The sequence below is a fragment of the Pediococcus ethanolidurans genome, assembly GCF_001437405.1.
GTDB classification, from domain to species: domain Bacteria; phylum Bacillota; class Bacilli; order Lactobacillales; family Lactobacillaceae; genus Pediococcus; species Pediococcus ethanolidurans.
The window spans coordinates 1-25,491 of the sequence record NZ_JQBY01000018.1; the positions used below are offsets into that span (position 1 = coordinate 1).

Consider the following 25,491-nt stretch of genomic DNA (forward strand, 5'->3'; position numbering starts at 1 on the left):
TTCACCAATACCAGAAAGTGTAGACCCATAAATGGTGTTTTACGTTTATGAAAATAAGGAAAACAAAATTTAAAAATTAAACAAAGCCCAGAAGCCAGCCAAATTATTTTGGGAATGGCTTGGATAGTTAGAAGAATGCCGAACACTAGAATAAGTTCAAAGTCGGCTTCACCTAAGCCTTTGATAATGTTACTAAACTGAAAACGAGTAAAAAGACTGAGTACTAAAAGGGAAAACAGTAATAGGTTTATCGGTGTGAACTGTTCGATGATTCCCGTAAGACCCAGTAACCCGATCCACATGCCATTTACAGAAGTAGTTTTTAAGTCAACTAAACTTAGATAAACGAGTAAAGTAACTACAACCAATTTTGAACTCAATTCCAAAGGAGAAGTTGATCGGTCAGCAAGTTGTAAATAAAGTGTGCCCAAAGTTAATTCGATTAAGCAAGAAGTCGGTGAAAATTTCTGATGACAAAAACGACATTTGCCATTTAAGAGGCAATAGCTGACAATAGGAATGAGGTCAAAAAGTTTTAGGGTGGTTTGACAGTTTGAACAGTGAGAACGGGGCCACATGATTGATTGATGTGTTTGACTTCTATCAAAACAGAGCGTAAGAAAAGAACCAATTGTGGTACCGGTTATGAAAAAATAAAGTTTGATGAGCATGTTAGTTTCCTCCTTCATTTAATAAACTACAAAATTTTGGGATGATTTTTTTAAACTAATTTTGTTGTTATGATTATTTTTTGTGTTAGGGAACTAAGTGCAATTTTTGTGGTTTTAACTTTAAGCAGATTCTTAAAGTTTGAAAGTATCAAAATTACTTCAATAACTGATGGTAAACGACATAGTCTATAAAAAATAGTCTAATTGCCGTCCTGCGGCTCACCCGGTCTGGAACAGGGTGGGCACGATTTGAAGCCAAGAAGTACACTTGTCTTCAAACTCGGCCTTATTCTAAGTAATAAATTACTAAGAATAATTTCACCCCTGAGACCAATCGCTTCCGGACTAAAAATGTTTGATGTTAAATAATACTCAGTAACATTGATATAACACCATTTATATCGATGCATTGGTTACAAAGATTAGACTTAGTCTGGAAGCAAATGGGCTCAGTAGTGACATTTATCTTAGCGGGTTTCGCTTAGATAAAGGCCGAGCTTAGAGACGTGTATTTCGGCTCTAAGTTGTGCCCACTACTACGCAAAGAAGAATGATTTTCGTTCCGAAAATCTTGATGCTCCGTACGATGTCGATTCTTGTGGCCAAGACCGCCGCAAGAACTCGCACTACGTTCCAGCCCAAATTTGCTGGAAGACGGCATTTAAATCTAATTTTGTTACTATGAGCACTTTTATATCAGGTAACGAGATGTTTTTTACAGTTTAAGCCTCAGCAAATTCATTAAATACGAGTGAAAGCCTATTAAGTGGGGGATAAGTACTAATATTTTTTTGATAAATGTTTGACAAGTTATGCTGATGATGATAATCTAAAAAAGGTGCTTTTTGTGGACAGGTTCTGTATTAGACAGACATGCTGACTGAAAACGGTGGCACAAAGCCATGTTGAGGCGGTTTTTTTTATCAATAAAAAAGACCCACCTGGATGTGTGTACTTAAACAATTAAGATTATATATTTGGAAGGGGAAACAATTAATGCCTACAATCAACCAATTGGTTCGTAAGGGTCGTCATTCACACGGTTCTAAATCTAAGGCTCCTGCTTTAAATTATGGCTATAACAGCATGAAGAAAAAAGCTGTTGCTAACCCAGCACCACAAAAACGTGGCGTTGCAACTCGTGTTGGTACCATGACACCTAAGAAACCTAACTCTGCTTTACGTAAATATGCTCGTGTACGTCTTTCTAACTTGATCGAAGTTACAGCATATATCCCAGGAATCGGACATAACCTTCAGGAACATAGTGTTGTGCTCATTCGTGGCGGTCGTGTTAAGGATTTACCTGGTGTACGTTATCACGTTATCCGTGGTGCACTTGATACTGCCGGTGTTACTGATCGTAAACAAAGCCGTTCTAAATACGGTACAAAGAAACCTAAGAAGTAAGGAGGTTATTTAAATGCCAAGAAAAGGCCCTGCATCAAAACGCGAAGTATTACCTGATCCAATTTACAACTCAAAACTAGTAACTCGTTTAATTAACCATTTAATGTTAGATGGTAAACGTGGTACAGCTTCAAAGATTCTCTATAATGCATTCGACGTCATCAAATCCGAAACTGGTAATGAACCAACTGAGGTATTTGATGAAGCTATGAAGAACATTATGCCAGTTCTTGAAGTTAAAGCTCGTCGTGTTGGTGGTTCTAACTACCAAGTACCAATTGAAGTACGTCCCGATCGTCGGACAACTTTAGGACTTCGTTGGCTCGTGAACTATTCACGCCTTCGTGGTGAACATACAATGACAGAACGTCTTGCTCGTGAAATCATGGACGCTGCAAATAATACAGGTGCTTCAGTTAAAAAGCGTGAAGATACTCATAGAATGGCTGAAGCCAACCGAGCATTTGCTCATTATCGTTGGTAATTTTCCGCTTGTTGCTTAATCCATGTTTATGGGAAAAGCAATGACGAATGGCTATTATATGAAGTCCATATAGTAGTCATTTTTTCTAATTTTGACTCTTTAACCATTAATTTGAAGGGAGAAACATTTTTTAATATGGCTAACAAAAGAGAATTTCCACTTGAAAAGACTCGTAATATCGGAATCATGGCTCATATCGATGCTGGTAAAACGACTACTACAGAGCGGATTTTGTACTACACTGGTAAAATTCACAAAATTGGTGAAACCCATGATGGTGCTTCACAAATGGACTGGATGGCCCAAGAACAAGAACGTGGTATCACAATCACATCAGCTGCTACTACAGCTGCTTGGAAAGATCATCGAATCAACATCATTGATACACCAGGACATGTGGACTTCACTGTTGAAGTTGAACGTTCATTACGTGTTTTAGATGGTGCCGTTGCGGTTCTTGATGCCCAAGCTGGTGTTGAACCTCAAACAGAAACTGTTTGGCGTCAGGCTTCTGATTACAGTGTTCCACGAATTGTTTTTGCAAATAAGATGGATAAAGTTGGCGCTGACTTTGACTATTCTGTACAAACAATCAAGGATCGTCTTCAAGCTAATGCTTTACCAATTCAAATGCCAATTGGTGCCGAAGATGATTTTGAAGGGGTTATTGACCTCGTTGAAATGAAGGCTGATCTTTATGATGAAGATCAACTTGGTACTGAATGGGATACGGTTGATGTTCCTGATAAGTATAAGGAAGAGGCTGAAAAGCGTCGGACTGAAATGATTGAACAATTAGCTGATATTGATGATGACATCATGGAAAAATACCTTGGTGGCGAAGAAATCAGTAAAGAAGAAATCAAAGCTGCTATTCGTAAAGGTACATTGAATCTTGAATTATTCCCTGTTTTAGCTGGTTCAGCTTTCAAGAACAAGGGTGTTCAGATGATGTTGGATGCTGTTGTTGATTATTTACCATCACCATTGGATGTTAAACCATACAACGCGATTGATCCTGATACTGATGAACCTGTTGAGTTAACCGCTGGTGATGACAAACCATTTGCTGCTTTAGCATTTAAAGTTGCAACTGATCCATTCGTTGGTCGTTTGACTTACATTCGAGTTTATACTGGAACTTTGGAATCAGGTTCTTATGTATTGAACTCAACCAAGGACAAACGTGAACGTGTTGGACGTTTACTACAGATGCATTCTAATCACCGTCAAGAAATCCCAGAAGTTTTCTCTGGTGATATTGCTGCTGCGATTGGTTTGAAGAATACAACTACAGGTGATTCATTAACTGATCCAGATCATCCATTACATTTGGAATCAATGGAATTCCCTGACCCAGTTATCCAAGTTGCCGTAGAACCAAAGTCTAAGGCCGACCAAGATAAGATGGATATTGCGCTTCAAAAACTTGCTGAAGAAGATCCTACATTCAAGGCTGAAACCAACCCTGAAACTGGTGAAACTTTGATTGCCGGAATGGGTGAGTTACATTTGGACATTATCATTGATCGTATGAAACGTGAATTTAACGTTGAAGCGACTGTTGGTGCTCCTCAAGTAGCTTATCGTGAAGCATTCACAAAACCAGCATCTGCTCAAGGTAAGTTTGTTCGTCAGTCTGGTGGTAAAGGTCAATATGGTGATGTTTGGATTGAATTCACACCTAATGAAGAGGGTAAAGGATTTGAATTCGAAGATGCCATTGTTGGTGGTGTTGTACCTCGTGAATTTATTCCAGCTGTTGAACAAGGTTTACGTGAAGCTTTGAATAATGGTGTTCTTGCAGGCTATCCATTAGTTGACTTGAAAGCTAAGTTATACGATGGTAGTTATCATGAAGTCGATTCTAGTGAAGCAGCTTTCAAGGTTGCTGCATCAATCTCACTTCATAATGCTGCTAAGAAGGCTGCTCCTGTAATCTTGGAACCAGTTATGAAGGTTGAAGTTCGTGTACCAGAAGAGTACATGGGTGATATCATGGGCCAAATTACAGCTCGTCGTGGCCGTGTCGAAGGTATGGAAGCTATTTCAGGTGCTGAAGAAATTCATGCATTTGTACCACTTTCAGAAATGTTTGGTTATGCAACAACCTTACGTTCAGCTTCACAGGGTCGTGGGACATTCACAATGACGTTTGATCATTACGAAGCAGTTCCTAAGTCTATTCAAGAAGATATCATCAAGAAAAATGGTGGTTCTTCAAGTAAGGACTAAAGTTAAATAAGTTAAAATAAAAAATCTCAACAAATTCAGTTTTTATACTGAGTTTGTTGAGATTTTTTTGTTTACATTAAATTGATTAAATAACTTGAGCACCCAAAGAATTTTTGAAATGTGTTAATGCCCAAGTGTGACCGTTTTGATCAAAACTGGCAACCGCATTTTGTGGGATTGTAAGTTGATAATTAAGATTATAAGCAGAAATTGCCGTGTGCAATACGCAAATATCTGTGCAAACACCGGTTAAGGTGAGTGAACAAATTTTGTGGGTTCTCAAAAAATTGTCTAAATTCGTGTTTACGAATGCACTGTATCTGTTTTTATCAAAATAATAAACATGTTCATCAGTTTGATGATTGTTAAACCAGATTTGAACTTGATCATATAATTCATGTCCCCATGTATTTTTTAAATTATGTGGGGGAAAAAGTTTTGTTTCAGGATGAAAAGGATCATTTTCTTTATGAAGATCAGTAGGGAAAATAACATAGTCCCCATTTTTTAGAAATGTATTTGCTAGTTTTAAAATTTCAGGTTCAATTTTCTGACCTGGTTTGCCAGTAGTAAGTGCACCAGAAGTATCAACAAAATCATTTGTGTAATCAATAATAAGAAGCGCCTTTGGATTTTTCATTAAAATTCCTCCAATCTTTTGTTTCATTATGAAACATAAATCGTTTTCATATGTTACAAATACGTTACATTTTTTTAAACGATAAATAAATACAATCAAAGCCTTGTAAAACCGCAGTTTATCTAGTATTATGGATAAGTACTTGAATTTTAGCGGGTGGATTATGCCCATTAATCAAGTAAAACAAGGAGCTTTGATGTGAAAGGTTGCGACACACCCGGCCGCTTTGCCACGACAGTGTGGCGGTAATTTTCACGGAGCAAGTCTCATTTTCAAAATAGACGAAGGAGGTAACACAATGGCAAAACAAAAAATTCGTATCCGTTTAAAGGCTTACGAACATCGCATTTTAGATCAGTCCGCAGACAAGATTGTCGAAACAGCAAAAAGAACTGGTGCCACAATTTCTGGTCCAATTCCATTGCCAACAGAACGTACAATTTATACGGTATTGAGCTCACCACATAAGTTCAAAAAAGCACGTGAGCAGTTTGAAATGCGTACTCACAAGCGTTTGATTGATATCGTTAACCCAACACCAAAGACAGTTGACTCATTGATGAAGTTAGATCTGCCAAGTGGCGTTGATATTGAAATCAAGCTTTAATTTTTAGAAACACAAATTTAGAATCACAATAATATTGGAGGTGTACTCATGACCACAAAAGGAATCTTAGGAAAAAAGGTTGGTATGACCCAAGTCTTTACTGATAACGGTGAATTAGTTCCCGTTACTGTTGTTGATACAACACCAAACGTTGTATTACAAGTTAAAACTGTCGAAAGTGATGGTTATAACGCAGTGCAATTAGGGTTCGATGACAAACGTAAAGTATTGAGCAACAAACCTGAACAAGGTCATGTAGCAAAAGCAAATACAAATCCTAAGCGCTTCATTCATGAAATCAGAGATGTTGAGCTGGGAGAATTAAAAGTCGGTGACGAAGTTAAAGCTGACTTGTTCGCAGCAGGCGATATCGTTGATGTCACAGGTACTTCTAAGGGACATGGTTTCCAAGGAAATATCAAGAAGGATGGACAACATCGTGGTCCGATGGCACATGGCTCTCGTTATCATCGTCGTCCAGGTTCATTAGGTGCAATTATTAACCGAGTGTTCCCTGGAAAGAAGTTACCAGGTCGTATGGGTAACAATACACGAACAGTTCAAAATCTAGAAGTCGTTAAGGCTGATACAGAAAACAATGTTTTATTGATCAAGGGTAATGTCCCAGGATCAAAGAACTCATTCTTAGTTGTTAAGAATGCAGTTAAACCACATAAAAAGTAGAAAGGAGGACTAAATTAAATGACAAGCGTATCTTTATATAAACAGGATGGTACGAAGAATGGTGACGTTGAACTTAACGCTGACATTTTTGGTATCACACCAAACGATAATGTGATTTTTGAAGCTGTTGTTATGCAACGCGCATCATTGCGCCAAGGCACACACGCCGTTAAAAATCGAAGTGCAGTTCGTGGTGGTGGTAAGAAGCCATGGCGTCAAAAGGGTACTGGTCGTGCACGTCAAGGTTCAATCCGTTCACCACAATGGCGTGGCGGTGGTATTGTATTTGGCCCCACACCTCGTTCATATGCATACAAATTGCCAAAGAAAATGCGTCGTTTAGCGTTGAAGTCTGTACTTTCACAAAAAGTATTGGATGACAGCTTAGTAGTTGTTGATGGTTACAGCTTTGATCAACCAAAGACCAAAGCATTTGCACAATCACTTGACAGCTTGAAAGTTTCAACGAAAGCATTATTAGTCCTTGAAGAAGATAACGAAGCAACTGCACGTGCAGCTCGCAACCTTGAAAATGTCAAAATTGTTTCACCAACTGGTGTAAATGTTTTAGATGTTGTCAATAGTGATAAGCTCGTTATTACTCAAAAGGCTCTTTCTCAAGTAGAGGAGGCTCTCGCATAATGGAATCACGTGATGTAATCTTACGTCCAGTTGTCACTGAAGCTTCAATGGCAGAAATGGATGACAAACGTTACACATTCGATGTTGATACTCGTGCAACCAAAACAGAAGTTAAAAAAGCTGTTGAAGATGTCTTTGATGTCAAAGTTGTTAAAGTAAACATTATGAATGTTAAAGGTAAACTCAAACGTCAGGGACGTTATTCTGGTTATACTAAGAAGCGTCGTAAGGCAATCGTTACATTGTCTTCTGACTCAAAAGAAATTAAATTATTCAACGAAGAATAATAACTAAACTATAGGAGGAAAAACACGTGGGGATTAAGAAATTTAAACCAACGACAAATGCTCGTCGTGGCATGACACAGCTTGATTATAGCGAAATTACCAAGACGACTCCTGAAAAATCGTTACTTGAATCTCAAAGCCACACAGCTGGCCGTAATAATTCTGGCCGTATGACCGTTCGTCATCGTGGCGGCGGTAATAAGCGTCAATATCGTATTATTGATTTCAAACGAATTAAAGACGATGTTGAGGCAACTGTTAAAGCTATTGAATATGATCCAAACAGAACAGCAAACATTGCATTACTTGTTTATGCTGATGGAGTTAAGTCATATATTATTGCACCAAAGGGCCTTAAGGTTGGCGACAAAGTTCAATCAGGTTCAGATGCTGATATTAAAGTTGGTAATGCTTTACCATTAACAGACATTCCTGTTGGTACCATTATTCACAATATCGAATTAAAACCTGGTAAGGGCGGTCAGTTGGCTCGTTCTGCCGGTGCTTCAGCACAATTACTTGGTAAGGAAGGCAAATACGTCTTAGTACGTTTAGCTTCATCTGAAGTTCGTATGATCTTATCTGCTGGTCGTGCCACAATCGGTGCTGTTGGTAATGAAGAACATGAATTGGTTAATGTTGGTAAGGCAGGACGTACTCGTTATGCTGGCCAACGTCCACACGTTCGTGGTTCTGTAATGAACCCTAACGATCATCCACATGGTGGTGGTGAAGGTAAAGCTCCAGTCGGTCGTCCATCGCCTCTTTCACCTTGGGGTAAGAAGACCATTGGTAAGAAGACACGTAACAAACGGAATAAATCCAATAAATTTATCGTTCGTGGTCGTAAGCGCGGTCGCTTAGGTAATATTTAGTCGAAAATTTCCCTAAAGGAGGTTTCATAATGAGTCGTAGTTTGAAAAAAGGACCATTTGCAGACGATTATCTTTTAAAGAAGATCGATGCACAAAAAGATCAAGACAAAAAGTCTGTAATCAAAACATGGTCACGTCGTTCCACAATTTTCCCAAGTTTTATCGGTTATACAATTGCTGTTTATGATGGCAGAAAACATGTCCCTGTTTATATTCAAGATGACATGGTTGGCCATAAACTTGGTGAGTTTGTTCCTACTCGAACATTCCATGGACATGGTACCGACGATAAGAAGACAACAGTTGCTAAATAAGGAGGATGAATCATGGCTGAACAAGTAACATCTGCACATGCAACTGCAAAAACTGTTCGCATTGCCGCTCGTAAGGTTCGTTTAGTAATTGATCTTATTAGAGGAAAAAGTGTCGCAGAAGCAATTGCAACTCTTAAGTTCACACCAAGAGGTGCATCACCAGTTGTAGAAAAAGTTTTAATGTCTGCTGTAGCTAATGCAGAAAACAACTTCGACTTAGATCGTGAAGATTTGGTTGTAAGTGAAGCTTATGTTAATGAAGGACCAACTTTAAAACGTTTCCGTCCTCGAGCAAAAGGTTCTGCTTCACCAATCAACAAACGAACAAGTCACATTACAGTAGTCGTATCTGAGAAATAGGAGGGAACACGCGTGGGTCAAAAAGTAAATCCAAATGGATTTCGTGTTGGTGTCATCCGTGACTGGGAAGCAAAATGGTATGCTGAAAAAGATTTTGCTAACTACTTACGTGAAGATTTACAAATTCGTAAATTCATCTCAACTAAGCTTGCCGACGCATCTGTTTCCAATGTAGAAATCGAACGTGCTGCAAATCGCGTGAACATTTCAATCCATACTGCAAAACCAGGTATGGTCATTGGAAAAGGCGGATCCGAGGTAGAAAGCTTACGTAAACAATTAAATGAACTTACAGGTAAACGAGTTCATATTAATATTATTGAAATCAAGAAACCTGATTTAGATGCCAAATTAGTTGGTGAAAACATTGCTGCTCAATTGGAAGGCCGTGTTGCTTTCCGTCGCGCAATGAAACAAGCTATGCAACGTACAATGCGTGCAGGTGCTAAGGGTATTAAAACTCAGGTTGCAGGTCGTTTGAACGGAGCAGATATGTCCCGTGTTGAACATTATTCTGAAGGAACGGTTCCATTGCATACATTACGTGCTGATGTGGATTATGCTTGGGTTGAAGCAAGTACTACATACGGTCGTTTGGGTGTTAAAACTTGGATCTACCGTGGAGAAATCTTACCAGAAGCTAAGAGTTCCAAAGGAAATTCTAAAGAACAAGGAGGGAAATAATCATGCTAGTACCAAAACGAGTTAAGTTCCGTCGTGTGCATCGTGGTAAAATGCGTGGTGCCGCAAAGGGCGGTAGAACCGTTACATTCGGTGATTACGGTTTACAAGCTTTAGATTCACATTGGATCTCAAACCGTCAGATTGAAGCAGCACGTGTTGCTATGAACCGTCACATGAAACGTGGTGGTAAGGTTTGGATCAAAATTTTCCCTCACAAGTCTTACACTTCTAAAGGTGTAGGTGTTCGTATGGGTAATGGTAAAGGTACACCTGAAGGTTGGGTAGCACCAGTTAAACGCGGTAAGGTTATGTTCGAAGTCGGTGGTGTTAGTGAAGAAGTTGCACGTGAATCATTACGTCTTGCTTCCATGAAACTACCCGTTAGAACGAAGATTATCAAACGCGAGGAAGTAGGTGGCGAATCAGATGAAGGCTAAAGAAATTAATGAATTAACCACTGATGAGATGCTTAAAAAGGAACAAGATTATAAGGATGAGCTTTTTAACTTACGTTTTCAATTAGCAACTGGCCAATTGGAAAACACTGCTCGTCTCAAGCAAGTTCGTAAGAACATTGCACGAATTAAAACTGTTTTGCGTCAAAAAGAATTAAACAAGTAGAAGAATACGAAGGGAGGAACTTAACACATGAGTGAAGAACGTAACGCTCGTAAAGTATATCAAGGCCGTGTTGTTTCAGACAAGATGGATAAAACAATCACAGTTCAGATTAATACTTACAAAACGCACCCTGTTTATGGCAAACGTGTTAAATATTCAAAGAAATATAAAGCACATGATGAGAATAATGAAGCTAAAGTTGGCGATGTTGTAAGAATCATGGAAACACGGCCTTTGTCCGCAACCAAACGATTCCGTTTACTTGATATCGTTGAGAAAGCAGTTACTATCTAAATTTGTTATTTTAATTTCGTATTCTGATACAAAAATGGAAGGAGGACACTAACTGTGATCCAACAAGAGAGTCGTTTAAAAGTTGCTGACAATTCAGGTGCACGTGAAATTTTGGTAATCAAGGTTTTAGGTGGATCTCGAGTAAAATTTGGTTATATTGGTGATACTATTGTGGCTACTGTCAAACAAGCAACACCAGGTGGCGTTGTCAAAAAAGGTGACGTCGTTAAGGCAGTTGTTGTTCGTACTAAAGATGGTGCACACCGTGCTGATGGCTCATACATCAAATTTGATGAAAATGCTGCAGTTTTAATCAAAGATGATAAGAGCCCTCAAGGAACACGTATCTTCGGACCCGTTGCACGTGAATTGCGTGACAAAGATTACATGAAGATTGTTTCTTTGGCCCCTGAAGTATTGTAAATAACAATCGGATCTAAGGAGGTGCGACACGGCATGTTCGTAAAAAATGGTGATAAAGTTCGCGTAATTAGCGGCAAAGAAAAAGGCAAAGAGGGCACAATTATTAAAACCCTTGCTAAGAAAAATCGCGTTGTGGTTGAAGGCCTTAACAAAGTTAAAAAACATCAGAAAGCAAGCAATGAAAACCCTCAAGGTGGAATTCTTGATGTAGAAGCTGCAATTGATGCTTCTAACGTGATGTTAATTGATCCATCAACTAATGAACCTACTCGTGTAGGCTACAAAGTTGTAGATGGTAAAAAAGTACGTTTTGCTAAAAAATCTGGCGAAACAATCGATAAATAATTCATGAAAGGAGGAAAAATTTTTCATGTCTAACCGTTTAAAAGAAAAATACGTTAAAGAAGTTACTCCAGCGCTTGTAAAAAAGTTTGATTACACTTCAGTAATGCAGGCACCCAAGGTCAACAAAGTTGTCTTAAATATGGGTGTTGGTGATGCAACAACTAATGCTAAGAATCTTGACGAAGCTGTTGAAGAATTAACATTGATCTCTGGTCAAAAACCTTTGGTAACAAAGGCTAAGAAGTCAATTGCCGGATTCCGTTTACGTGAAGGTATGTCAATTGGTGCTAAAGTTACACTTCGTGGCGAACGCATGTATGATTTCTTAGATAAGTTAATCAATGTGTCGTTACCACGTGTTCGTGACTTCCATGGTGTTAGTTCAAAGGCTTTTGATGGCCGTGGAAACTATACACTTGGTGTCCGTGAACAATTAATCTTCCCTGAAATTGATTATGATAATGTTAACCATGTTCGTGGTTTAGATATTGTTATCGTAACAACTGCTCAGACAGATGAAGAATCACGTGAATTATTGGCACAACTTGGAATGCCATTCGAAAAGTAAACGAAGGGAGCAATAAATTTGGCAAAAAAATCGTTAGTTATTAAGAGTCAACGTCCTGCAAAGTATTCGACACAAAACTACACACGTTGTGAGCGTTGTGGCCGTCCACACTCTGTATATCGTAAGTTCCATCTTTGCCGCATTTGTCTTCGCGAGTTAGCTCATGAAGGCCAAATCCCTGGCATGAAAAAAGCAAGCTGGTAAAAAGTATACCGGAGTAAAAGGAGGGTAAACATTAATGTCTATGACTGATCCTATTGCAGATTTCTTAACACGTATTCGTAATGCGAACATGGTTCGTCACGAATCTTTAGAAGTTCCTGCATCAACAATCAAACATGATATTGCTGAAATTCTTAAGAACGAAGGCTTTATCAAGGACGTCGAATATGTCGATGACGACAAGCAAGGTATTATTCGTGTGTTCCTTAAATATGGTAAAAACAAAGAACGTGTTATTACTGGATTGAAACGTATTTCAAAACCAGGTTTACGTTCATATGTAAAAGCTGATGATGTACCAAAGGTTTTGAATGGTTTAGGTATCGCAATCATTTCAACATCTGAAGGTGTAATCACTGATAAAGAAGCTCGCGCTAAAAAAATCGGTGGCGAAGTTTTAGCTTACGTTTGGTAAAATTTTAAAAAGTAAGGAGGTGCAGTTAAATTGAGTCGTATTGGTTATAAAGCTGTAGAAATTCCATCTGGCGTTGAAGTCAAGGCCGATGGTGATCAAGTTACTGTTAAGGGTCCTAAGGGAACATTAACTCGTACTGTTAGCACTGAGATCACAATGTCTGTAAAGGATAACGTGGTTACATTTGATCGCCCAACTAATGATAATAAAATGCGTGCCTTACATGGAGCAACTCGTGCAAACTTTAACAACATGGTTGAAGGAGTTACTAAAGGTTACAAAAAAGACTTACAGTTAGTTGGTGTTGGTTATCGTGCACAACTTAAGGGAAAAACACTGGTTTTAAACTTAGGTTATTCCAATCCTGTTGAACTGGAAACTCCTGCTGATTTACAGTTAGAAGTTCCTGATAACACACATATCACGGTTAGTGGAATTAGCAAACAACGTGTTGGCGATTTTGCTGCTGAGATTCGTGCCGTTCGTTCTCCAGAACCTTATAAAGGCAAGGGTGTTCGCTATGTTGGTGAATACGTTCGTCTTAAGGAAGGTAAAACTGGTAAGTAATGCCGCTTAGGCTAGTCATTAGAATATTCTAGAGGTGAAAATTGTGATTTCAAAACCAGATAAAAATAAAACACGTCAAAGACGTCATTTACGTGTTCGTAATAAGATTTCTGGGACTGCAGAGTGCCCACGCTTAAATGTATATCGTTCAAATAAAAACATCTACGCTCAAGTAATTGATGACGTAGCGGGTGTAACGCTAGCAAGTGCCTCAACATTGGACAGTGAAGTTAGTGGAGATTCAAAAACTGATCAAGCAAGTTCTGTTGGTGCTTTGGTTGCAAAACGCGCAACAGAAAAGAAAATTGAAAAAGTCGTTTTCGATCGTGGCGGATACTTGTACCATGGCCGAGTTCAAGCTTTAGCTGAAGCTGCTCGTGAAAACGGACTTAAATTCTAAGATAAGGAGGGAATACCGTACATGTCGAATTATATCGATCCAGAAAAGTTAGACTTAGAAGATCGGGTTGTTGGTATCAACCGTGTTACTAAGGTTGTTAAAGGTGGCCGTCGTCTTCGTTTTGCTGCTTTAGTCGTTGTTGGCGATAAAAATGGTCACGTTGGTTTTGGTACTGGTAAAGCTCAAGAAGTTCCAGAAGCTATTCGTAAGGCTGTTGAAACTGCTACAAAGAGTTTGGTCCAAGTCCCAATTATTGGCACAACCATCCCTCACGAAATCATCGGTGAGTTTGGTGGCGGACGAATTTTATTAAAGCCTGCTGAAGAAGGTTCTGGTGTTGCAGCTGGTGGTGCTGTTCGTGCCGTTATGGAACTTGCAGGAGTAGATGATGTTACAAGTAAACGTTTAGGTTCAAACACACCTGTAAACGTTATTCGTGCAACATTTGAAGGTTTGAAGGGCTTACGTAGTGCTGAAGAAATTGCTTCATTACGTGGTGTTTCTGCAGAACACTTGGCTGAATAAGGAGGAACAAAAGATGGCTCAATTAAAGATTACACTTATTAAGAGTGCAGTACATCGCCTCCCCAAGCAACGTAAGATTGTTAAAGAATTAGGTTTGGGACGGGTTAATAGCTCAGTCGTTTTACCTAATAATGAGGCGACTCGTGGTGCAATTTTCCATATTGCCCATTTAATCGAAGTTGAAGAAGTTAAATAATTTAATTAGTTAGGAGGTGCCGATACTTATGAAGTTGAATGAATTAAAACCTAGTGAAGGTTCACGTAAGGTACGTAACCGTGTTGGACGTGGAACCTCATCTGGTAATGGTAAGACATCTGGCCGTGGTCAAAAAGGCCAAAAGGCTCGTGGAAAAGTTCGTTTGGGCTTTGAAGGTGGCCAAATGCCACTTTATCGTCGAATTCCAAAACGAGGCTTTACTAACATTAACCGTAAAGAGTATGCCATTGTAAATTTGACAAACTTAAATGCGTTTGATGAAGGTGCAGAAGTTACACCAGAAGCTCTTTTAAAAGCTGGTGTAATTAATAAAGTGCTTAGTGGTGTTAAAGTTTTGGGTGACGGTGAGTTATCTAAGAAATTAACAGTTAAAGCTAATAAGTTCTCAGAAAGTGCAGTAAAAGCAATTGAAGCTGCAGGTGGCAAAACTGAGGTGATTTAATGCTATCGACTATCAAAAACGCTTTTAAAGTAAAGGATATTAGAAATAAAATTCTGTTTACCCTAGGTGTTTTGATTATTTATCGTTTAGGTGCGTATATCACAGTTCCTGGGATTAACGCCAAAGCATTACAAAGTGTTGCTTCCTCTGGATTGGTTGGCATCTTAAATACCTTTAGTGGTGGTGGCCTATCCAATTATTCTATTTTTGCGATGGGTGTTTCTCCATACATTACTGCGCAAATTGTTATTCAACTTTTGCAAATGGACATTGTTCCTAGGTTTGTTGAATGGAGTAAACAAGGTGAAGTTGGTCGACGTAAGTTAAATCAGGCTACGCGGTACTTAACTATCATATTGGCGTTTGTCCAATCGGTTGGTATTACAGCTGGATTTAATGCGTTAAGCAGCTTGAACTTGGTTAAAGATCCTAGTGTGCAGACTTATGTCACAATAGGACTTATCTTGACTGGTGGAACAATGTTAGCAACCTGGATGGGTGATATGATCACCGATCGAGGTCTTGGTAATGGTGTTTCAATCTTGATTTTTGCCGGAATTATCGCACGAACACCAACAAGTATTTATCAAATTTATCAAGAACAATTTGTGGATACTGCTAAAAGTCAATGGTTGAACAGTTATATTTTTGTGGCTGTTTTGATTATTGCCGTATTGGCAATCGTGATCTTTGTTACTTGGGTTCAACAGGCTAGTCGTCGTGTTCCAATTCAGTATACAAGAAGAGCGTCAGGTGCACCTGACAGTAGTTACTTACCTTTAAAGGTTAATGTAGCTGGTGTTATTCCAGTTATCTTTGCGAGTTCATTTATTGCAACACCTCAAACTATCTTGATGGCTTTTGCAAATAATCACTCCTCTGATACTTGGTACCAAATTTTGTCGGATGTGTTTAACATGCAAACGACAGATGGTGCAATTTTGTACACATTCTTGATTGTCGTCTTTACCTTCTTCTATGCATTTGTTCAGGTTAACCCTGAAAAATTGGCAGAGAATCTTCAAAAACAAGGAAGTTATATTCCGGGAGTTTGGCCTGGTCATGAAACACAGAGTTATGTGTCTCAATTGTTAATTCGTTTGTCAGTAGTTGGATCGCTATTTTTAGGATTAGTTTCACTAATTCCATTGTTGGCACAAGACTTCTGGAACTTGGATGAATCAATTGGTTTAGGCGGAACAAGTTTGTTGATTGTCGTTGGTGTTGCAATTGAAATCATCAGTCAGATTGATGGTTTAATGATGAAACGCGAATATGTCGGTTTTATCAGAACACCAGAACAAACCAAATAATTGGAGGAAAACAAAAATGACAACTCTTAATCTCGTTTTGATGGGATTACCAGGTGCTGGTAAGGGTACCCAGGCACAAAAGATTGTTGCTGAATTTCATACAGTTCATATTTCAACTGGTGACATTTTCCGAGCAGCAATGAAAAATGGCACTAAGATGGGAATTGAAGCTAAGAAATTTATTGATCAAGGTAATTTGGTTCCAGATTCCGTTACTGACGGAATTGTGGAAGATCGTCTTGCTGAGGATGATACTAATGCCGGCTTTATGCTGGATGGTTATCCTCGTAATCTTGAACAAGCTAATGCTTTGGACAAGATGACTGCAAAATTGAACAAACCAATCAATGCGGTTATTAATATCCACGTTGATCCGGAAGTTTTGATTGAGCGTCTGTCAGGACGATTCATTTGTAAAAATTGTGGCGCAACATACCATAAGCTATACAACCCACCAAAGGTTGAAGGTACTTGTGATGTTTGTGGACACCATGAATTTTATCAGCGTGATGATGACAAACCTGAAACGGTTAAAAATCGCATTGAAGTTAATACAAAGTTAAATACACCACTCATTGATTTTTATAATGATAAAAAATTATTATATACAGTTAATGGTGATCAAGATATTGACGATGTATACAAAGAAATTCAAAAGGTATTACGAGCTATTTAATGCATGCCTGTTCATTATTACCAGTTAATTTTGTTTATTTGCAAATGAAATTACCTTATGGTAAACTTGTTCAGGTTTAGTTTATGGTACTTTTAAGTTACAATAAGCACTGAACGACTGAGTTTGTAAAGAAAAGAACAGTGAAATGGGAGGCACATTTAGTGGCAAAAGATAATGTCATTGAAATTGAAGGCAAGGTAAAAGAAACTTTACCAAATGCGATGTTTAAAGTTGAACTCGAAAACGGTCATGAAATATTAGCACACGTTTCTGGAAAGATTCGTATGCATTATATTCGGATTCTTCCGGGAGATAAGGTAACTGTGGAAATGTCGCCATACGATCTTTCAAAGGGTCGTATTACCTATCGTTTCAGATAAGTTTTAACGTTTTAGGAGGAATATTCATGAAAGTACGTCCATCAGTAAAACCAATGTGTGAACATTGTAAAGTAATTAAACGTAAGGGACGCGTTATGGTTATTTGCTCAGCAAATCCAAAGCATAAACAGCGTCAAGGAAAATAATTAATCTGGAGGTGAAATTTAATGGCTCGTATTGCAGGTGTTGATTTACCACGAGATAAACGAATCGTGATTGGTTTAACATACATTTTTGGTATCGGAAATACTACTGCTAAAAAGATTTTAAAGGATGCTGGTGTCTCTGAAGATGTCCGTGTTCGTGATCTTTCTGCAGATGATGAAGATAAAGTTCGTGCACAAGTAGATAACTACCGTGTTGAAGGAGATCTTCGTCGTTCAGTAAGTCTTGATATTAAACGTCTCCAAGAAATCGGTTCATATCGTGGCATGCGTCATCGTCGTGGACTCCCAGTTCGTGGACAAAACACGAAGAATAATGCACGTACTCGTAAAGGCAAGAAAGTTTCAATCGCCGGAAGAAAGAAATAATAAATAAAGGAGGCTAGCATATTGGCAACCAGAAAGACTACTCGTAAGCGTCGAGTAAGAAAAAATATTGAAGCTGGTGTGGCACATATCCACTCAACTTTTAACAATACATTAGTTATGATTACAGATCCTCAAGGAAACGCTGTTGCATGGTCATCAGCAGGTTCACTTGGATTTAAAGGTAGTCGTAAATCGACTCCATTTGCTGCTCAAATGGCTTCTGAAGCTGCAGCAAAAGCAGCAATGGAACATGGTATGAAATCCGTTGAAGTTGCTGTTAAGGGTCCTGGTTCTGGTCGTGAAGCTGCTATTCGTGCTCTCCAATCTACTGGATTGGAAGTTACTGCTATTCGCGATGTTACACCAGTTCCTCATAATGGTTCTCGTCCTCCAAAGCGCCGTCGTGTATAGTGCGTCAATTTTTTGAGGGCTAACTTCATGATGCATTCCAAGTTACTATGCACAACGCGTTTTGAAAGGGGTAAAGATTAGAATGATCGAATTTGAAAAACCAAACATTCATAAGATTGATGAGAATGCAAATTACGGCAAGTTTGTTGTAGAACCACTTGAACGTGGCTATGGAACAACCTTAGGTAATTCGTTACGTCGTATTTTGTTATCGTCATTACCGGGTGCAGCGGTTACAAGCATTCAAATTGATGGCGTTCTTCATGAGTTTTCAACGATTGAAGGCGTAGTTGAAGATGTCACACAAATCATCTTAAACATTAAAAAGGTTTCTTTAAAGATTGAAAGTGACGATGAAAAATCTTTAGAAATTAATGTTAAAGGACCTGCTACTGTCACTGCTGGTGACATTCAGGGCGACAGTGATGTTGAGATCCTTAATCCGGATCAGTATATTTGTACCGTTGCCGATGGTGTTACCTTTCATGCCGTTTTAACAGCTGATACTGGTCGTGGTTATGTTTCGGCTGATGAAAATAAGGCTCGCAAGGATGATATGCCAATTGGTGTACTTCCAATCGATTCCATTTATACCCCAATCGAGCGTGTCAACTATCAGGTTGAAAATACACGTGTTGGTCAGCGGGATGACTATGATAAGCTTACTTTGGATGTTTGGACTGACGGTTCAATTAGTCCTAGTGAGGCTACTAGTCTTTCAGCAAAGATCCTAACGGAACACTTGGCATTATTTGTTAATTTAACGGATGAAGCTCAAGATGCTGAAATCATGGTCGAAAAGGAAGAAACACATAAAGAAAAAATGTTGGAAATGTCCATCGAAGAGCTTGATTTATCAGTTCGTTCATACAATTGTTTGAAGCGTGCTGGAATCAATACTGTTCAGGAATTAACTGACAAAACTGAAGCACAAATGATGAAAGTTCGTAATCTCGGACGCAAATCCCTTGAAGAAGTTAAAGTTAAATTAACTGATCTTGGACTTTCATTACGCAATGAAGACTAATTATAAGGAGGGTTTCCATTCATGGGCTATCGTAAATTAGGTCGTACGAGTTCACAACGCAAGGCTTTGCTTCGTGACTTAACTACTAACTTAATTGTTAATGAAAAGATTGTCACAACAGAAGCACGTGCTAAAGAAGTACGATCAACTACCGAAAAAATGATCACATTAGGTAAACGTGGGGATTTACATGCACGTCGACAAGCAGCTGCTTATCTTCGTAATGTAGTCGCTGATGTTGCTGAAGACGGTGACGAAGTTAAAGTTACTTCAGCTCTTCAGAAGTTGTTTGGTGATTTATCTACTCGTTACGCTGATCGTAAGGGTGGATACACACGAATTCTCAAGACTATGCCTCGTCGCGGAGACGCTGCACCAATGGTTATCTTGGAGTTTGTTGACTGAATTTTCAAACAAAAGGTTTAAATCTTTGAATTAACAAATTTATCACTAAGAGTTGTGGTAGGGTGTAATGATGTTGGAAGTAATTCCGAGTCTAGCCCACGGTTAATACGTTGTATTAACTATCACTACTTTTCAGTGATTTTTTTGTGTTTACATAAGAATGTATATTAGGGTGAGTGTTTTTGGTGTGGTAAAATAGAAAAAATAACTGTTGAAGAAATCTTTAATGAAGGAATATTTAGGCATGAATGACATAATCAAGGTCTCGCATTTAACTTATAAATATTTACAAAACGAGCTTCCCGCTTTGGATGATGTTTCGTTTTCTATTCCTAGTGGTGCTTGGGTCGCGATCGTGGGGCATAATGGGAGCGGTAAGAGTACGCTTGCACACTCCTTAGACGGCTTGATTGATTTTAAGCAGGGGCAAGTATTTATAGACGGGGTTGAATTAACTGAAGCGAACGTATGGAAAGTACGTAGTAAAATTGGCATGATTTTTCAGAATCCTGATAACCAATTTGTTGGTGCGACAGTTGAGGATGATGTTGCTTTTGGTTTGGAAAATATGGCAGTGCCTCATGATGAGATTCAAGCACGAGTTGATTCGGCACTTGCTCAAGTTCAAATGAGCGAATTTCGTCATAAACAGCCAGATCAGCTTTCAGGTGGACAAAAACAACGAGTTGCCTTGGCAGGTGTTATTGCTATGCAACCTAAGATTATTATTCTGGATGAGGCAACTAGTATGCTTGATCCAATTGGTCGCCAAGAAATTTTAGGAGTGATTAAACGATTACGGCGCAAACTAGGTATCACCGTTTTATCGATCACACATGAGATGGATGAAACAACTAGTGCTGATGAAATCATTGTCCTAAATGACGGAAAAATTATTGAATCCGGTAAGCCAAGCCTGATTTATGCCCATAGTGACTTATTATTAAAATTAGGGTTGGATGTCCCTTATTCACAGCGTCTTAAAGAGGCACTAAAATTACGACACATTCAAACACCGCAAGCTTATTCTGACGAGAAAGGAATGGTGGATTGGTTATGGCAATCACTTTTAAAAGCGTAAGTTATACCTATCAGCCTAATACGCCATTTGAATTCCATGCATTAAATGAGATATCTACTAAAATTGAAGATGGTTCGTTTACGGCCCTGATTGGTCATACCGGTAGTGGAAAGTCTACTTTTTTGCAACATCTAAACGCTTTACTAAAACCGACTTCAGGGACGGTTTTAATTGAAGATGCTACGATTACGCATGAAACAAGTAATAAGAATTTGAAACCATTACGAAAAAAAGTGGGAATCGTATTTCAATTTCCAGAAAAACAACTTTTCGCTGATACGGTCAAAAAAGATATTGCTTTTGGCCCAGAGAACTTTGGTAGTACTCCCGAAGAGGCCGGTAAACTTGCCAAAAAAATGATTGAACTGGTAGGTTTACCAGTTTCATTATTAGATCGATCACCGTTTGAATTATCAGGTGGTCAAATGCGCCGAGTTGCGATTGCTGGGGTTCTGGCTATGCAACCAAATGTTTTAGTTCTCGATGAGCCAACGGCCGGATTAGATCCAAGCGGTCGCCAAGAAATTATGCACTTATTTACAAGTTTACAACAGTCACAACATTTTACGATTGTGCTAGTTACGCATCAGATGGAAGATGTTGCCAATTATGCTAATCATGTGATTGTGATGGAACACGGAAAAATTGTTAAAGAGGGTCGTCCACGAGAGGTTTTTGCAGACGTTGAATGGCTCCATGACAAGCAACTTGATGTTCCGGCTAGTACCGAGTTTGCTTTTGAAATGGTAAAAAGAGGTTTTCACTTTGATAAATTGCCATTAACCGAACAAGAATTGGCCGATGATATCGCAGCGATGTTTAAACGAAGAAGGCGATCAAATGAATAAGTTACTGTTTGGTCGCTATATTCCTCAAGACTCGTTTGTGCATCATATGGATCCACGAGCAAAACTGGTGTTAAGCTTTTTGTATGTGATTGTTATTTTTTTTGCAAACAATTGGTGGATCTATTTATTAATGACGGTCGTTGCATTATTAAGCATTTGGGCTTCTAAAATTAATTTTAAACTATTTGTTGATGGAATCTTACCTTTGATATGGATCATTGCCTTTACAATGCTGATTCAGGTGTTTTTCGGTACTGGTGGGCATTTATACTGGCAATGGGGAATCTTTTCCGTTACGAGCCTCGGAATCCTTAATGCGGCGTATATTTTTGTTCGATTTACACTGATTATCTTAATTTCTACCTTATTAACGCTTTCCACTTCGCCAATTCAAATTTCGGATGCCATTGAATCTTTGTTGAAACCATTAGAGAAGGTTCATTTTCCCGTCTATGAAGTAGCGTTAATGTTATCAATTGCCTTACGGTTTGTACCGACATTGATGGATGAAACGGAATCGATTATGAATGCGCAACGTGCACGTGGCGTTGACTTTGGGACTGGAAACATTGTGCAACGGATAAAAAAGATTATTCCAATTTTAATCCCACTTTTCGTGAGTGCTTTCAACCGAGCTGAAGATTTAGCGACGGCAATGGAAGCCCGTGGTTATCAAGGTGGGGCCGGAAGAACTAAGTATCGTTTATTGAAATGGGGAATACGTGATACAATTGCAACGCTCATTTACTTATTGATGACGGTCGTCGTTTTTGCTTTACGTTTCTTTTAAGGAGAGTTTTATGTATCGCTATAAAATTACAATTGCCTATGATGGGACTAATTTTGCAGGGTTTCAAAAACAGCCGAAGCAACGAACTGTTGAAGAAGTGGTGGAAAGAGCAGTTAATAAGATTGCTAAAAAGCCGGCAAAATTGATTAAAGTTTATGGTTCCGGGCGAACTGATTCTGGAGTTCATGCGCTTGGTCAGGTTGTGCACTTCGACATTCCATTTGATCTAACTGAAACGGCAATGCTGCATGCATTAAATAGTATCTTGCCGTTGGATGTTGTTGTCTTAAAAGTTGAACACGTTTCACAAGAGTTTCATGCACGCTATGGAACACAAGGGAAACGTTACCAGTATCGCTTGGCGTTAGGTGAGTTTGTTGACCCTTTTAAACGTAATTATACTGGTCACTGGAAATTTCCACTGGATTTAAAACTGATTCAAAGTGCGTTGCCAGATTTAGTTGGTAAACACGATTTTACTAGTTTTTGTGCTTCCGGTGGTCATACCAAAACGAACATTCGTGAAATTTATGAGGCAACCGCAGTATTTGATAGACAACAAAATGAAATTATTTTTGAATTTTATGGGAGCGGATTTCTATATAACATGGTCAGAATCATGGTTGCAGTTTTAATTGAAATTGGCAGTCACAGACGACCAGTACATGATATTCCGCGTGTAATTGAGGCTAAAAGTAGGGATGAAGCTCGTGGAACCGCTCCAGCAAGTGGGTTATATTTAAAAAAAGTCTATTACCCGGCAAATTTTGGTAAATGATGATTGACTTTAGTGAAGGTAATTAGTAAAATTGAATTTGGTATTGTTTACCTCCACAAATAGGCCCCGGAAACTTATTAAAGTTGAGTTAAACAAAACAGAAATTGGAGGAAATACAAGTGCGTACAACATATTTAGCAAAACCAGGCGAAGTAGATCGCAAATGGTACGTAGTGGATGCTACAGATGTTCCTTTGGGACGTTTATCAAGTACAGTTGCATCTATCTTACGCGGTAAAAACAAACCAACATTCACACCAAACGTTGATACAGGTGACTATGTGATCGTTGTGAATGCAGCAAACGTTAAATTAACAGGTCGTAAAGCGACACGTAAAATTTACTATCATCATTCTAATCACCCAGGTGGCTTAAAGGCTAAGACTGCTGGTGAAATGCGTGATAAGACTCCTGAAAAATTAATTGAGACTTCAGTTAAGGGAATGCTTCCTCATAACTCACTGGGTCATAAAATGGGACTCAAATTACATGTCTATGCTGGCTCAGAACATGATCATCAAGCTCAACAACCTGAAAAGCTTGACATTACTAACTTAATTTAAGGAGGAAACGAATTTTGGCAGAAGCACAATATCGCGGCACTGGTCGCCGTAAAAACTCTGTTGCTCGTGTACGTCTTGTACCCGGAACAGGAAAAATTACTGTAAATGACAAAGCGATTGAAGATTACATCCCATTCGCTAACTTGCGTCAAGTTGTTATCCAACCATTTGAAGTTACAGAAACAACTGGCAATTACGATGTTCTCGTAAATGTTAATGGTGGTGGCTTCTCTGGACAATCTGGTGCTATTCGTCATGGAATTGCTCGTGCATTGCTTGATGTAGATCCTGATTTCCGTACACCTTTAAAACGTGCAGGTCTCTTAACTCGTGACCCTCGTATGAAGGAACGTAAGAAATATGGTCTTAAGAAAGCTCGTAAAGCAGGCCAATTCTCAAAACGTTAATATTATATCAATGTTTCAAACACTTCTTCGTTGCGAAGAAGTGTTTTTTTATACAAAAAAACCATAAACCGTTGATGAAAAAGGTATGCTCGTCACTAAATGTGACTAATCAAAAATGGTTTAAGGTTTTATTTATTTATTTGTGAATGCGTTTATAATTTTTGTCAAAATATTTTCCTGCGCGAATATCGTTAGGAAGTTCAGGATAAGGTGCTTCACTAATTACGTCTTCATTGTTTTGACCAGCATCACCCATGTAAGTAATATGTGCAAATTCGGGAACAACTAGTTTTGGATAAGTTTCATACTTTTCTCTTGAAGCCTTCATAAGGTCAATATGGTCATTTTGATAAGTGACCGTGATTTCAGGATGCTCCTGAACCCAACGAGGGAAGAAGATGGTACCGTTGAGTTTCTTTTCATTGGGAACAAAGTCTAATGCAACATCTGTACCAGTGGGTTCAGTCCAAGCAACCTTGTAGATTCCAGGAACCAGCATCACGATGTTAGCCTCTTGGTCTTTTACCCAACGACCAGCGACCATACCACCATGAATTCGATAATCAACAGTATGATCGTTCTTTGCATACCATTCATATTCCCAACCGTTATCATACGTGTAAATAAAATGAGTTCCTAAAAAGTCATCAAGTGTTTTAAATGTTTTTGTCATTATCAAAAGCCTCCATTAATTATTGATGTTAATTAATACGTGTAATTAATTACATGTTTTAATCAACTTGATCATGTTACAATATTTTTAAGAAAACGTCAAGGAGGAACCATTTATGGCTCAGAAAAATCGACTTAAATATATTTTATTGGGTTTATTAAAAGATAAAAGTCAAACTGGTTATGACCTGACCAAGTCGTTTGAATCGGATATTGGTGAGTTTTGGACTGCCAATCACAGCCAAATATATCCCTTATTAAAACGAATGGAAGCGGAACGCCTAATTGATCATAAAACTTCGTTAGTGGGAGAGAAGTTGCAAAAAAAAGAGTATTTTATTACTGAAACGGGAAGCCATACGTTTGAAAAGTGGTTAAAAAGTCCCTCAGAAATTGATACGATTCATGATGAGTTTATCTTAAAGTTGTACTTTATTGATGATCCTCAATCTGTTCTACTTAAACAGATGATTACAAGTCAACAAAGTTATCATCGAGACAAACTTGTGCATTTAAAAATGCAATTTAAAGAAAAATTTCCGAGCTCAAAACAAATCAAACAACATTTTGGACATTCGCTTGTTTTACGTCATGCCATTGAGCGTGAACAGGGGTATAGTGACTGGTTAAATGAGATTTATAAAACAATTAAATAAGTGAATTATTGACACCGAA

At 38.5% G+C, this 25,491-nt stretch carries 42 protein-coding genes; 39 read left to right on the forward strand and 3 right to left on the reverse strand.

Going from position 1 to position 25,491, the window contains the following annotated elements; all coding sequences use genetic code 11:
• The coding region (locus IV87_RS07870; protein WP_057807137.1) for an A24 family peptidase at positions 1-671 on the reverse strand (671 nt) is incomplete at its 3' end.
• Positions 672-1,667: 996 nt separating this feature from the next.
• Between IV87_RS07870 and rpsL the strand changes: the two genes are divergently transcribed.
• The 3 genes from rpsL (at position 1,668) to fusA (ending at position 4,800) form a co-directional block, all read left to right on the forward strand.
• A complete protein-coding gene (rpsL, locus tag IV87_RS07875) occupies positions 1,668-2,081 on the forward strand; it encodes a 30S ribosomal protein S12 (RefSeq protein WP_046871289.1) in 414 nt (137 codons plus the stop codon).
• A 13-nt stretch (positions 2,082-2,094) separates the two neighbouring features.
• Entirely contained in the window at positions 2,095-2,565 is a 471-nt protein-coding gene (gene rpsG / locus IV87_RS07880; RefSeq protein WP_057782453.1) for a 30S ribosomal protein S7, read from the forward strand.
• 135 nt (positions 2,566-2,700) lie between these two features.
• On the forward strand, positions 2,701-4,800 hold the full coding sequence (gene fusA, locus IV87_RS07885; protein ID WP_057807139.1) for an elongation factor G: 2,100 nt from the start codon (positions 2,701-2,703) through the stop codon (positions 4,798-4,800).
• Between the two features lie 85 nt (positions 4,801-4,885).
• Here the strand turns inward: fusA and IV87_RS07890 are convergent, their stop codons facing one another.
• On the reverse strand, positions 4,886-5,440 hold the full coding sequence (locus IV87_RS07890) for a cysteine hydrolase family protein (RefSeq protein ID WP_057807141.1): 555 nt from the start codon (positions 5,438-5,440) through the stop codon (positions 4,886-4,888).
• 298 nt (positions 5,441-5,738) lie between these two features.
• Here IV87_RS07890 and rpsJ point away from each other — a divergent pair, with 298 nt between their 5' ends.
• The 35 genes from rpsJ (at position 5,739) to rpsI (ending at position 24,144) form a co-directional block, all read left to right on the forward strand.
• A complete protein-coding gene (gene rpsJ, locus IV87_RS07895) occupies positions 5,739-6,047 on the forward strand; it encodes a 30S ribosomal protein S10 (RefSeq protein ID WP_046871293.1) in 309 nt (102 codons plus the stop codon).
• Positions 6,048-6,095: 48 nt separating this feature from the next.
• On the forward strand, positions 6,096-6,731 hold the full coding sequence (rplC, locus tag IV87_RS07900; RefSeq protein ID WP_057807144.1) for a 50S ribosomal protein L3: 636 nt from the start codon (positions 6,096-6,098) through the stop codon (positions 6,729-6,731).
• An 18-nt stretch (positions 6,732-6,749) separates the two neighbouring features.
• A complete protein-coding gene (gene rplD / locus IV87_RS07905) occupies positions 6,750-7,373 on the forward strand; it encodes a 50S ribosomal protein L4 (RefSeq protein ID WP_057807146.1) in 624 nt (207 codons plus the stop codon).
• Positions 7,373-7,660: a 50S ribosomal protein L23 gene (gene rplW / locus IV87_RS07910; RefSeq protein WP_057751148.1), complete on the forward strand. Its 288-nt coding sequence runs from the start codon at positions 7,373-7,375 to the stop codon at positions 7,658-7,660. Before rplD ends, rplW begins: the two co-directional genes overlap by 1 nt.
• A 26-nt stretch (positions 7,661-7,686) precedes the next feature.
• The gene (rplB, locus tag IV87_RS07915) at positions 7,687-8,535 is read left to right on the forward strand and encodes a 50S ribosomal protein L2 (RefSeq protein ID WP_057807148.1); all 849 of its coding nucleotides are present in this window, start codon (positions 7,687-7,689) and stop codon (positions 8,533-8,535) included.
• Positions 8,536-8,564: 29 nt separating this feature from the next.
• Entirely contained in the window at positions 8,565-8,849 is a 285-nt protein-coding gene (gene rpsS, locus IV87_RS07920; RefSeq protein ID WP_057807150.1) for a 30S ribosomal protein S19, read from the forward strand.
• A 12-nt stretch (positions 8,850-8,861) separates the two neighbouring features.
• Positions 8,862-9,209: a 50S ribosomal protein L22 gene (gene rplV / locus IV87_RS07925; protein ID WP_057782471.1), complete on the forward strand. Its 348-nt coding sequence runs from the start codon at positions 8,862-8,864 to the stop codon at positions 9,207-9,209.
• Positions 9,210-9,221: 12 nt separating this feature from the next.
• Positions 9,222-9,893, forward strand: a complete 672-nt coding sequence (rpsC, locus tag IV87_RS07930) for a 30S ribosomal protein S3 (RefSeq protein WP_057807153.1) — start codon at positions 9,222-9,224, stop codon at positions 9,891-9,893.
• A 2-nt stretch (positions 9,894-9,895) separates the two neighbouring features.
• A complete protein-coding gene (gene rplP, locus IV87_RS07935; protein ID WP_057782475.1) occupies positions 9,896-10,330 on the forward strand; it encodes a 50S ribosomal protein L16 in 435 nt (144 codons plus the stop codon).
• Complete coding sequence (gene rpmC / locus IV87_RS07940) at positions 10,320-10,514, forward strand: 50S ribosomal protein L29 (RefSeq protein WP_057807155.1); 195 nt, start codon at positions 10,320-10,322, stop codon at positions 10,512-10,514. The genes rplP and rpmC overlap by 11 nt, the downstream gene beginning before the upstream one ends.
• A gap of 27 nt (positions 10,515-10,541) precedes the next feature.
• The gene (gene rpsQ / locus IV87_RS07945; RefSeq protein ID WP_057807157.1) at positions 10,542-10,808 is read left to right on the forward strand and encodes a 30S ribosomal protein S17; all 267 of its coding nucleotides are present in this window, start codon (positions 10,542-10,544) and stop codon (positions 10,806-10,808) included.
• Between the two features lie 54 nt (positions 10,809-10,862).
• Complete coding sequence (gene rplN / locus IV87_RS07950) at positions 10,863-11,231, forward strand: 50S ribosomal protein L14 (RefSeq protein WP_057782481.1); 369 nt, start codon at positions 10,863-10,865, stop codon at positions 11,229-11,231.
• Positions 11,232-11,264: 33 nt separating this feature from the next.
• On the forward strand, positions 11,265-11,576 hold the full coding sequence (gene rplX / locus IV87_RS07955) for a 50S ribosomal protein L24 (RefSeq protein WP_057807159.1): 312 nt from the start codon (positions 11,265-11,267) through the stop codon (positions 11,574-11,576).
• 25 nt (positions 11,577-11,601) lie between these two features.
• Entirely contained in the window at positions 11,602-12,144 is a 543-nt protein-coding gene (gene rplE / locus IV87_RS07960) for a 50S ribosomal protein L5 (protein WP_057807161.1), read from the forward strand.
• An 18-nt stretch (positions 12,145-12,162) separates the two neighbouring features.
• Positions 12,163-12,348 (forward strand): type Z 30S ribosomal protein S14, encoded by a 186-nt coding sequence (locus IV87_RS10920; protein WP_074693903.1) that lies wholly within the window; start codon positions 12,163-12,165, stop codon positions 12,346-12,348.
• Between the two features lie 34 nt (positions 12,349-12,382).
• The gene (gene rpsH / locus IV87_RS07965; protein WP_057807163.1) at positions 12,383-12,781 is read left to right on the forward strand and encodes a 30S ribosomal protein S8; all 399 of its coding nucleotides are present in this window, start codon (positions 12,383-12,385) and stop codon (positions 12,779-12,781) included.
• 30 nt (positions 12,782-12,811) lie between these two features.
• Entirely contained in the window at positions 12,812-13,348 is a 537-nt protein-coding gene (gene rplF, locus IV87_RS07970) for a 50S ribosomal protein L6 (protein ID WP_057807166.1), read from the forward strand.
• Between the two features lie 43 nt (positions 13,349-13,391).
• Positions 13,392-13,748 (forward strand): 50S ribosomal protein L18, encoded by a 357-nt coding sequence (gene rplR, locus IV87_RS07975; protein WP_074693901.1) that lies wholly within the window; start codon positions 13,392-13,394, stop codon positions 13,746-13,748.
• A gap of 21 nt (positions 13,749-13,769) precedes the next feature.
• On the forward strand, positions 13,770-14,273 hold the full coding sequence (gene rpsE / locus IV87_RS07980; protein ID WP_057807170.1) for a 30S ribosomal protein S5: 504 nt from the start codon (positions 13,770-13,772) through the stop codon (positions 14,271-14,273).
• A gap of 13 nt (positions 14,274-14,286) precedes the next feature.
• Positions 14,287-14,469 (forward strand): 50S ribosomal protein L30, encoded by a 183-nt coding sequence (gene rpmD, locus IV87_RS07985; protein ID WP_057751191.1) that lies wholly within the window; start codon positions 14,287-14,289, stop codon positions 14,467-14,469.
• Positions 14,470-14,497: 28 nt separating this feature from the next.
• Positions 14,498-14,932: a 50S ribosomal protein L15 gene (gene rplO, locus IV87_RS07990; protein WP_057807172.1), complete on the forward strand. Its 435-nt coding sequence runs from the start codon at positions 14,498-14,500 to the stop codon at positions 14,930-14,932.
• Positions 14,932-16,245 carry a preprotein translocase subunit SecY gene (gene secY, locus IV87_RS07995; protein ID WP_057807174.1) on the forward strand — a complete coding sequence of 438 codons (1,314 nt, stop codon included), beginning with the start codon at positions 14,932-14,934 and terminating at the stop codon, positions 16,243-16,245. Before rplO ends, secY begins: the two co-directional genes overlap by 1 nt.
• 16 nt (positions 16,246-16,261) lie before the next feature.
• Positions 16,262-16,921: an adenylate kinase gene (locus IV87_RS08000; RefSeq protein WP_057807175.1), complete on the forward strand. Its 660-nt coding sequence runs from the start codon at positions 16,262-16,264 to the stop codon at positions 16,919-16,921.
• Positions 16,922-17,082: 161 nt separating this feature from the next.
• The gene (infA, locus tag IV87_RS08005; RefSeq protein WP_057771895.1) at positions 17,083-17,301 is read left to right on the forward strand and encodes a translation initiation factor IF-1; all 219 of its coding nucleotides are present in this window, start codon (positions 17,083-17,085) and stop codon (positions 17,299-17,301) included.
• A gap of 26 nt (positions 17,302-17,327) precedes the next feature.
• Positions 17,328-17,447, forward strand: coding sequence for a 50S ribosomal protein L36 (gene rpmJ, locus IV87_RS08010; RefSeq protein ID WP_011668476.1), 120 nt, complete (start codon positions 17,328-17,330; stop codon positions 17,445-17,447).
• A gap of 21 nt (positions 17,448-17,468) precedes the next feature.
• Entirely contained in the window at positions 17,469-17,834 is a 366-nt protein-coding gene (gene rpsM / locus IV87_RS08015) for a 30S ribosomal protein S13 (protein WP_057751206.1), read from the forward strand.
• A 21-nt stretch (positions 17,835-17,855) separates the two neighbouring features.
• Positions 17,856-18,245 (forward strand): 30S ribosomal protein S11, encoded by a 390-nt coding sequence (gene rpsK / locus IV87_RS08020; RefSeq protein ID WP_057782502.1) that lies wholly within the window; start codon positions 17,856-17,858, stop codon positions 18,243-18,245.
• A gap of 82 nt (positions 18,246-18,327) precedes the next feature.
• Positions 18,328-19,272 (forward strand): DNA-directed RNA polymerase subunit alpha, encoded by a 945-nt coding sequence (locus IV87_RS08025; RefSeq protein WP_057807177.1) that lies wholly within the window; start codon positions 18,328-18,330, stop codon positions 19,270-19,272.
• A gap of 21 nt (positions 19,273-19,293) precedes the next feature.
• Complete coding sequence (gene rplQ / locus IV87_RS08030) at positions 19,294-19,677, forward strand: 50S ribosomal protein L17 (protein WP_057807179.1); 384 nt, start codon at positions 19,294-19,296, stop codon at positions 19,675-19,677.
• 244 nt (positions 19,678-19,921) lie between these two features.
• A complete protein-coding gene (locus IV87_RS08035) occupies positions 19,922-20,758 on the forward strand; it encodes an energy-coupling factor ABC transporter ATP-binding protein (protein WP_057807224.1) in 837 nt (278 codons plus the stop codon).
• Complete coding sequence (locus IV87_RS08040; protein WP_057807181.1) at positions 20,734-21,606, forward strand: energy-coupling factor ABC transporter ATP-binding protein; 873 nt, start codon at positions 20,734-20,736, stop codon at positions 21,604-21,606. The genes IV87_RS08035 and IV87_RS08040 overlap by 25 nt, the downstream gene beginning before the upstream one ends.
• Positions 21,599-22,396 carry an energy-coupling factor transporter transmembrane component T family protein gene (locus IV87_RS08045; RefSeq protein WP_057807183.1) on the forward strand — a complete coding sequence of 266 codons (798 nt, stop codon included), beginning with the start codon at positions 21,599-21,601 and terminating at the stop codon, positions 22,394-22,396. The genes IV87_RS08040 and IV87_RS08045 overlap by 8 nt, the downstream gene beginning before the upstream one ends.
• 10 nt (positions 22,397-22,406) lie before the next feature.
• Positions 22,407-23,174 (forward strand): tRNA pseudouridine(38-40) synthase TruA, encoded by a 768-nt coding sequence (gene truA / locus IV87_RS08050; protein WP_057807185.1) that lies wholly within the window; start codon positions 22,407-22,409, stop codon positions 23,172-23,174.
• A gap of 119 nt (positions 23,175-23,293) precedes the next feature.
• Positions 23,294-23,737 carry a 50S ribosomal protein L13 gene (gene rplM / locus IV87_RS08055; protein ID WP_057807186.1) on the forward strand — a complete coding sequence of 148 codons (444 nt, stop codon included), beginning with the start codon at positions 23,294-23,296 and terminating at the stop codon, positions 23,735-23,737.
• A gap of 14 nt (positions 23,738-23,751) precedes the next feature.
• Positions 23,752-24,144 carry a 30S ribosomal protein S9 gene (gene rpsI, locus IV87_RS08060; protein ID WP_057782518.1) on the forward strand — a complete coding sequence of 131 codons (393 nt, stop codon included), beginning with the start codon at positions 23,752-23,754 and terminating at the stop codon, positions 24,142-24,144.
• A 136-nt stretch (positions 24,145-24,280) separates the two neighbouring features.
• Here rpsI and IV87_RS08065 read toward each other — a convergent pair whose 3' ends face one another.
• Positions 24,281-24,817: a phenolic acid decarboxylase gene (locus IV87_RS08065; RefSeq protein ID WP_057807188.1), complete on the reverse strand. Its 537-nt coding sequence runs from the start codon at positions 24,815-24,817 to the stop codon at positions 24,281-24,283.
• Between the two features lie 115 nt (positions 24,818-24,932).
• Here IV87_RS08065 and IV87_RS08070 point away from each other — a divergent pair, with 115 nt between their 5' ends.
• Entirely contained in the window at positions 24,933-25,472 is a 540-nt protein-coding gene (locus IV87_RS08070) for a PadR family transcriptional regulator (RefSeq protein WP_057807190.1), read from the forward strand.
• The last annotated feature ends 19 nt before the right edge of the window (positions 25,473-25,491 follow it).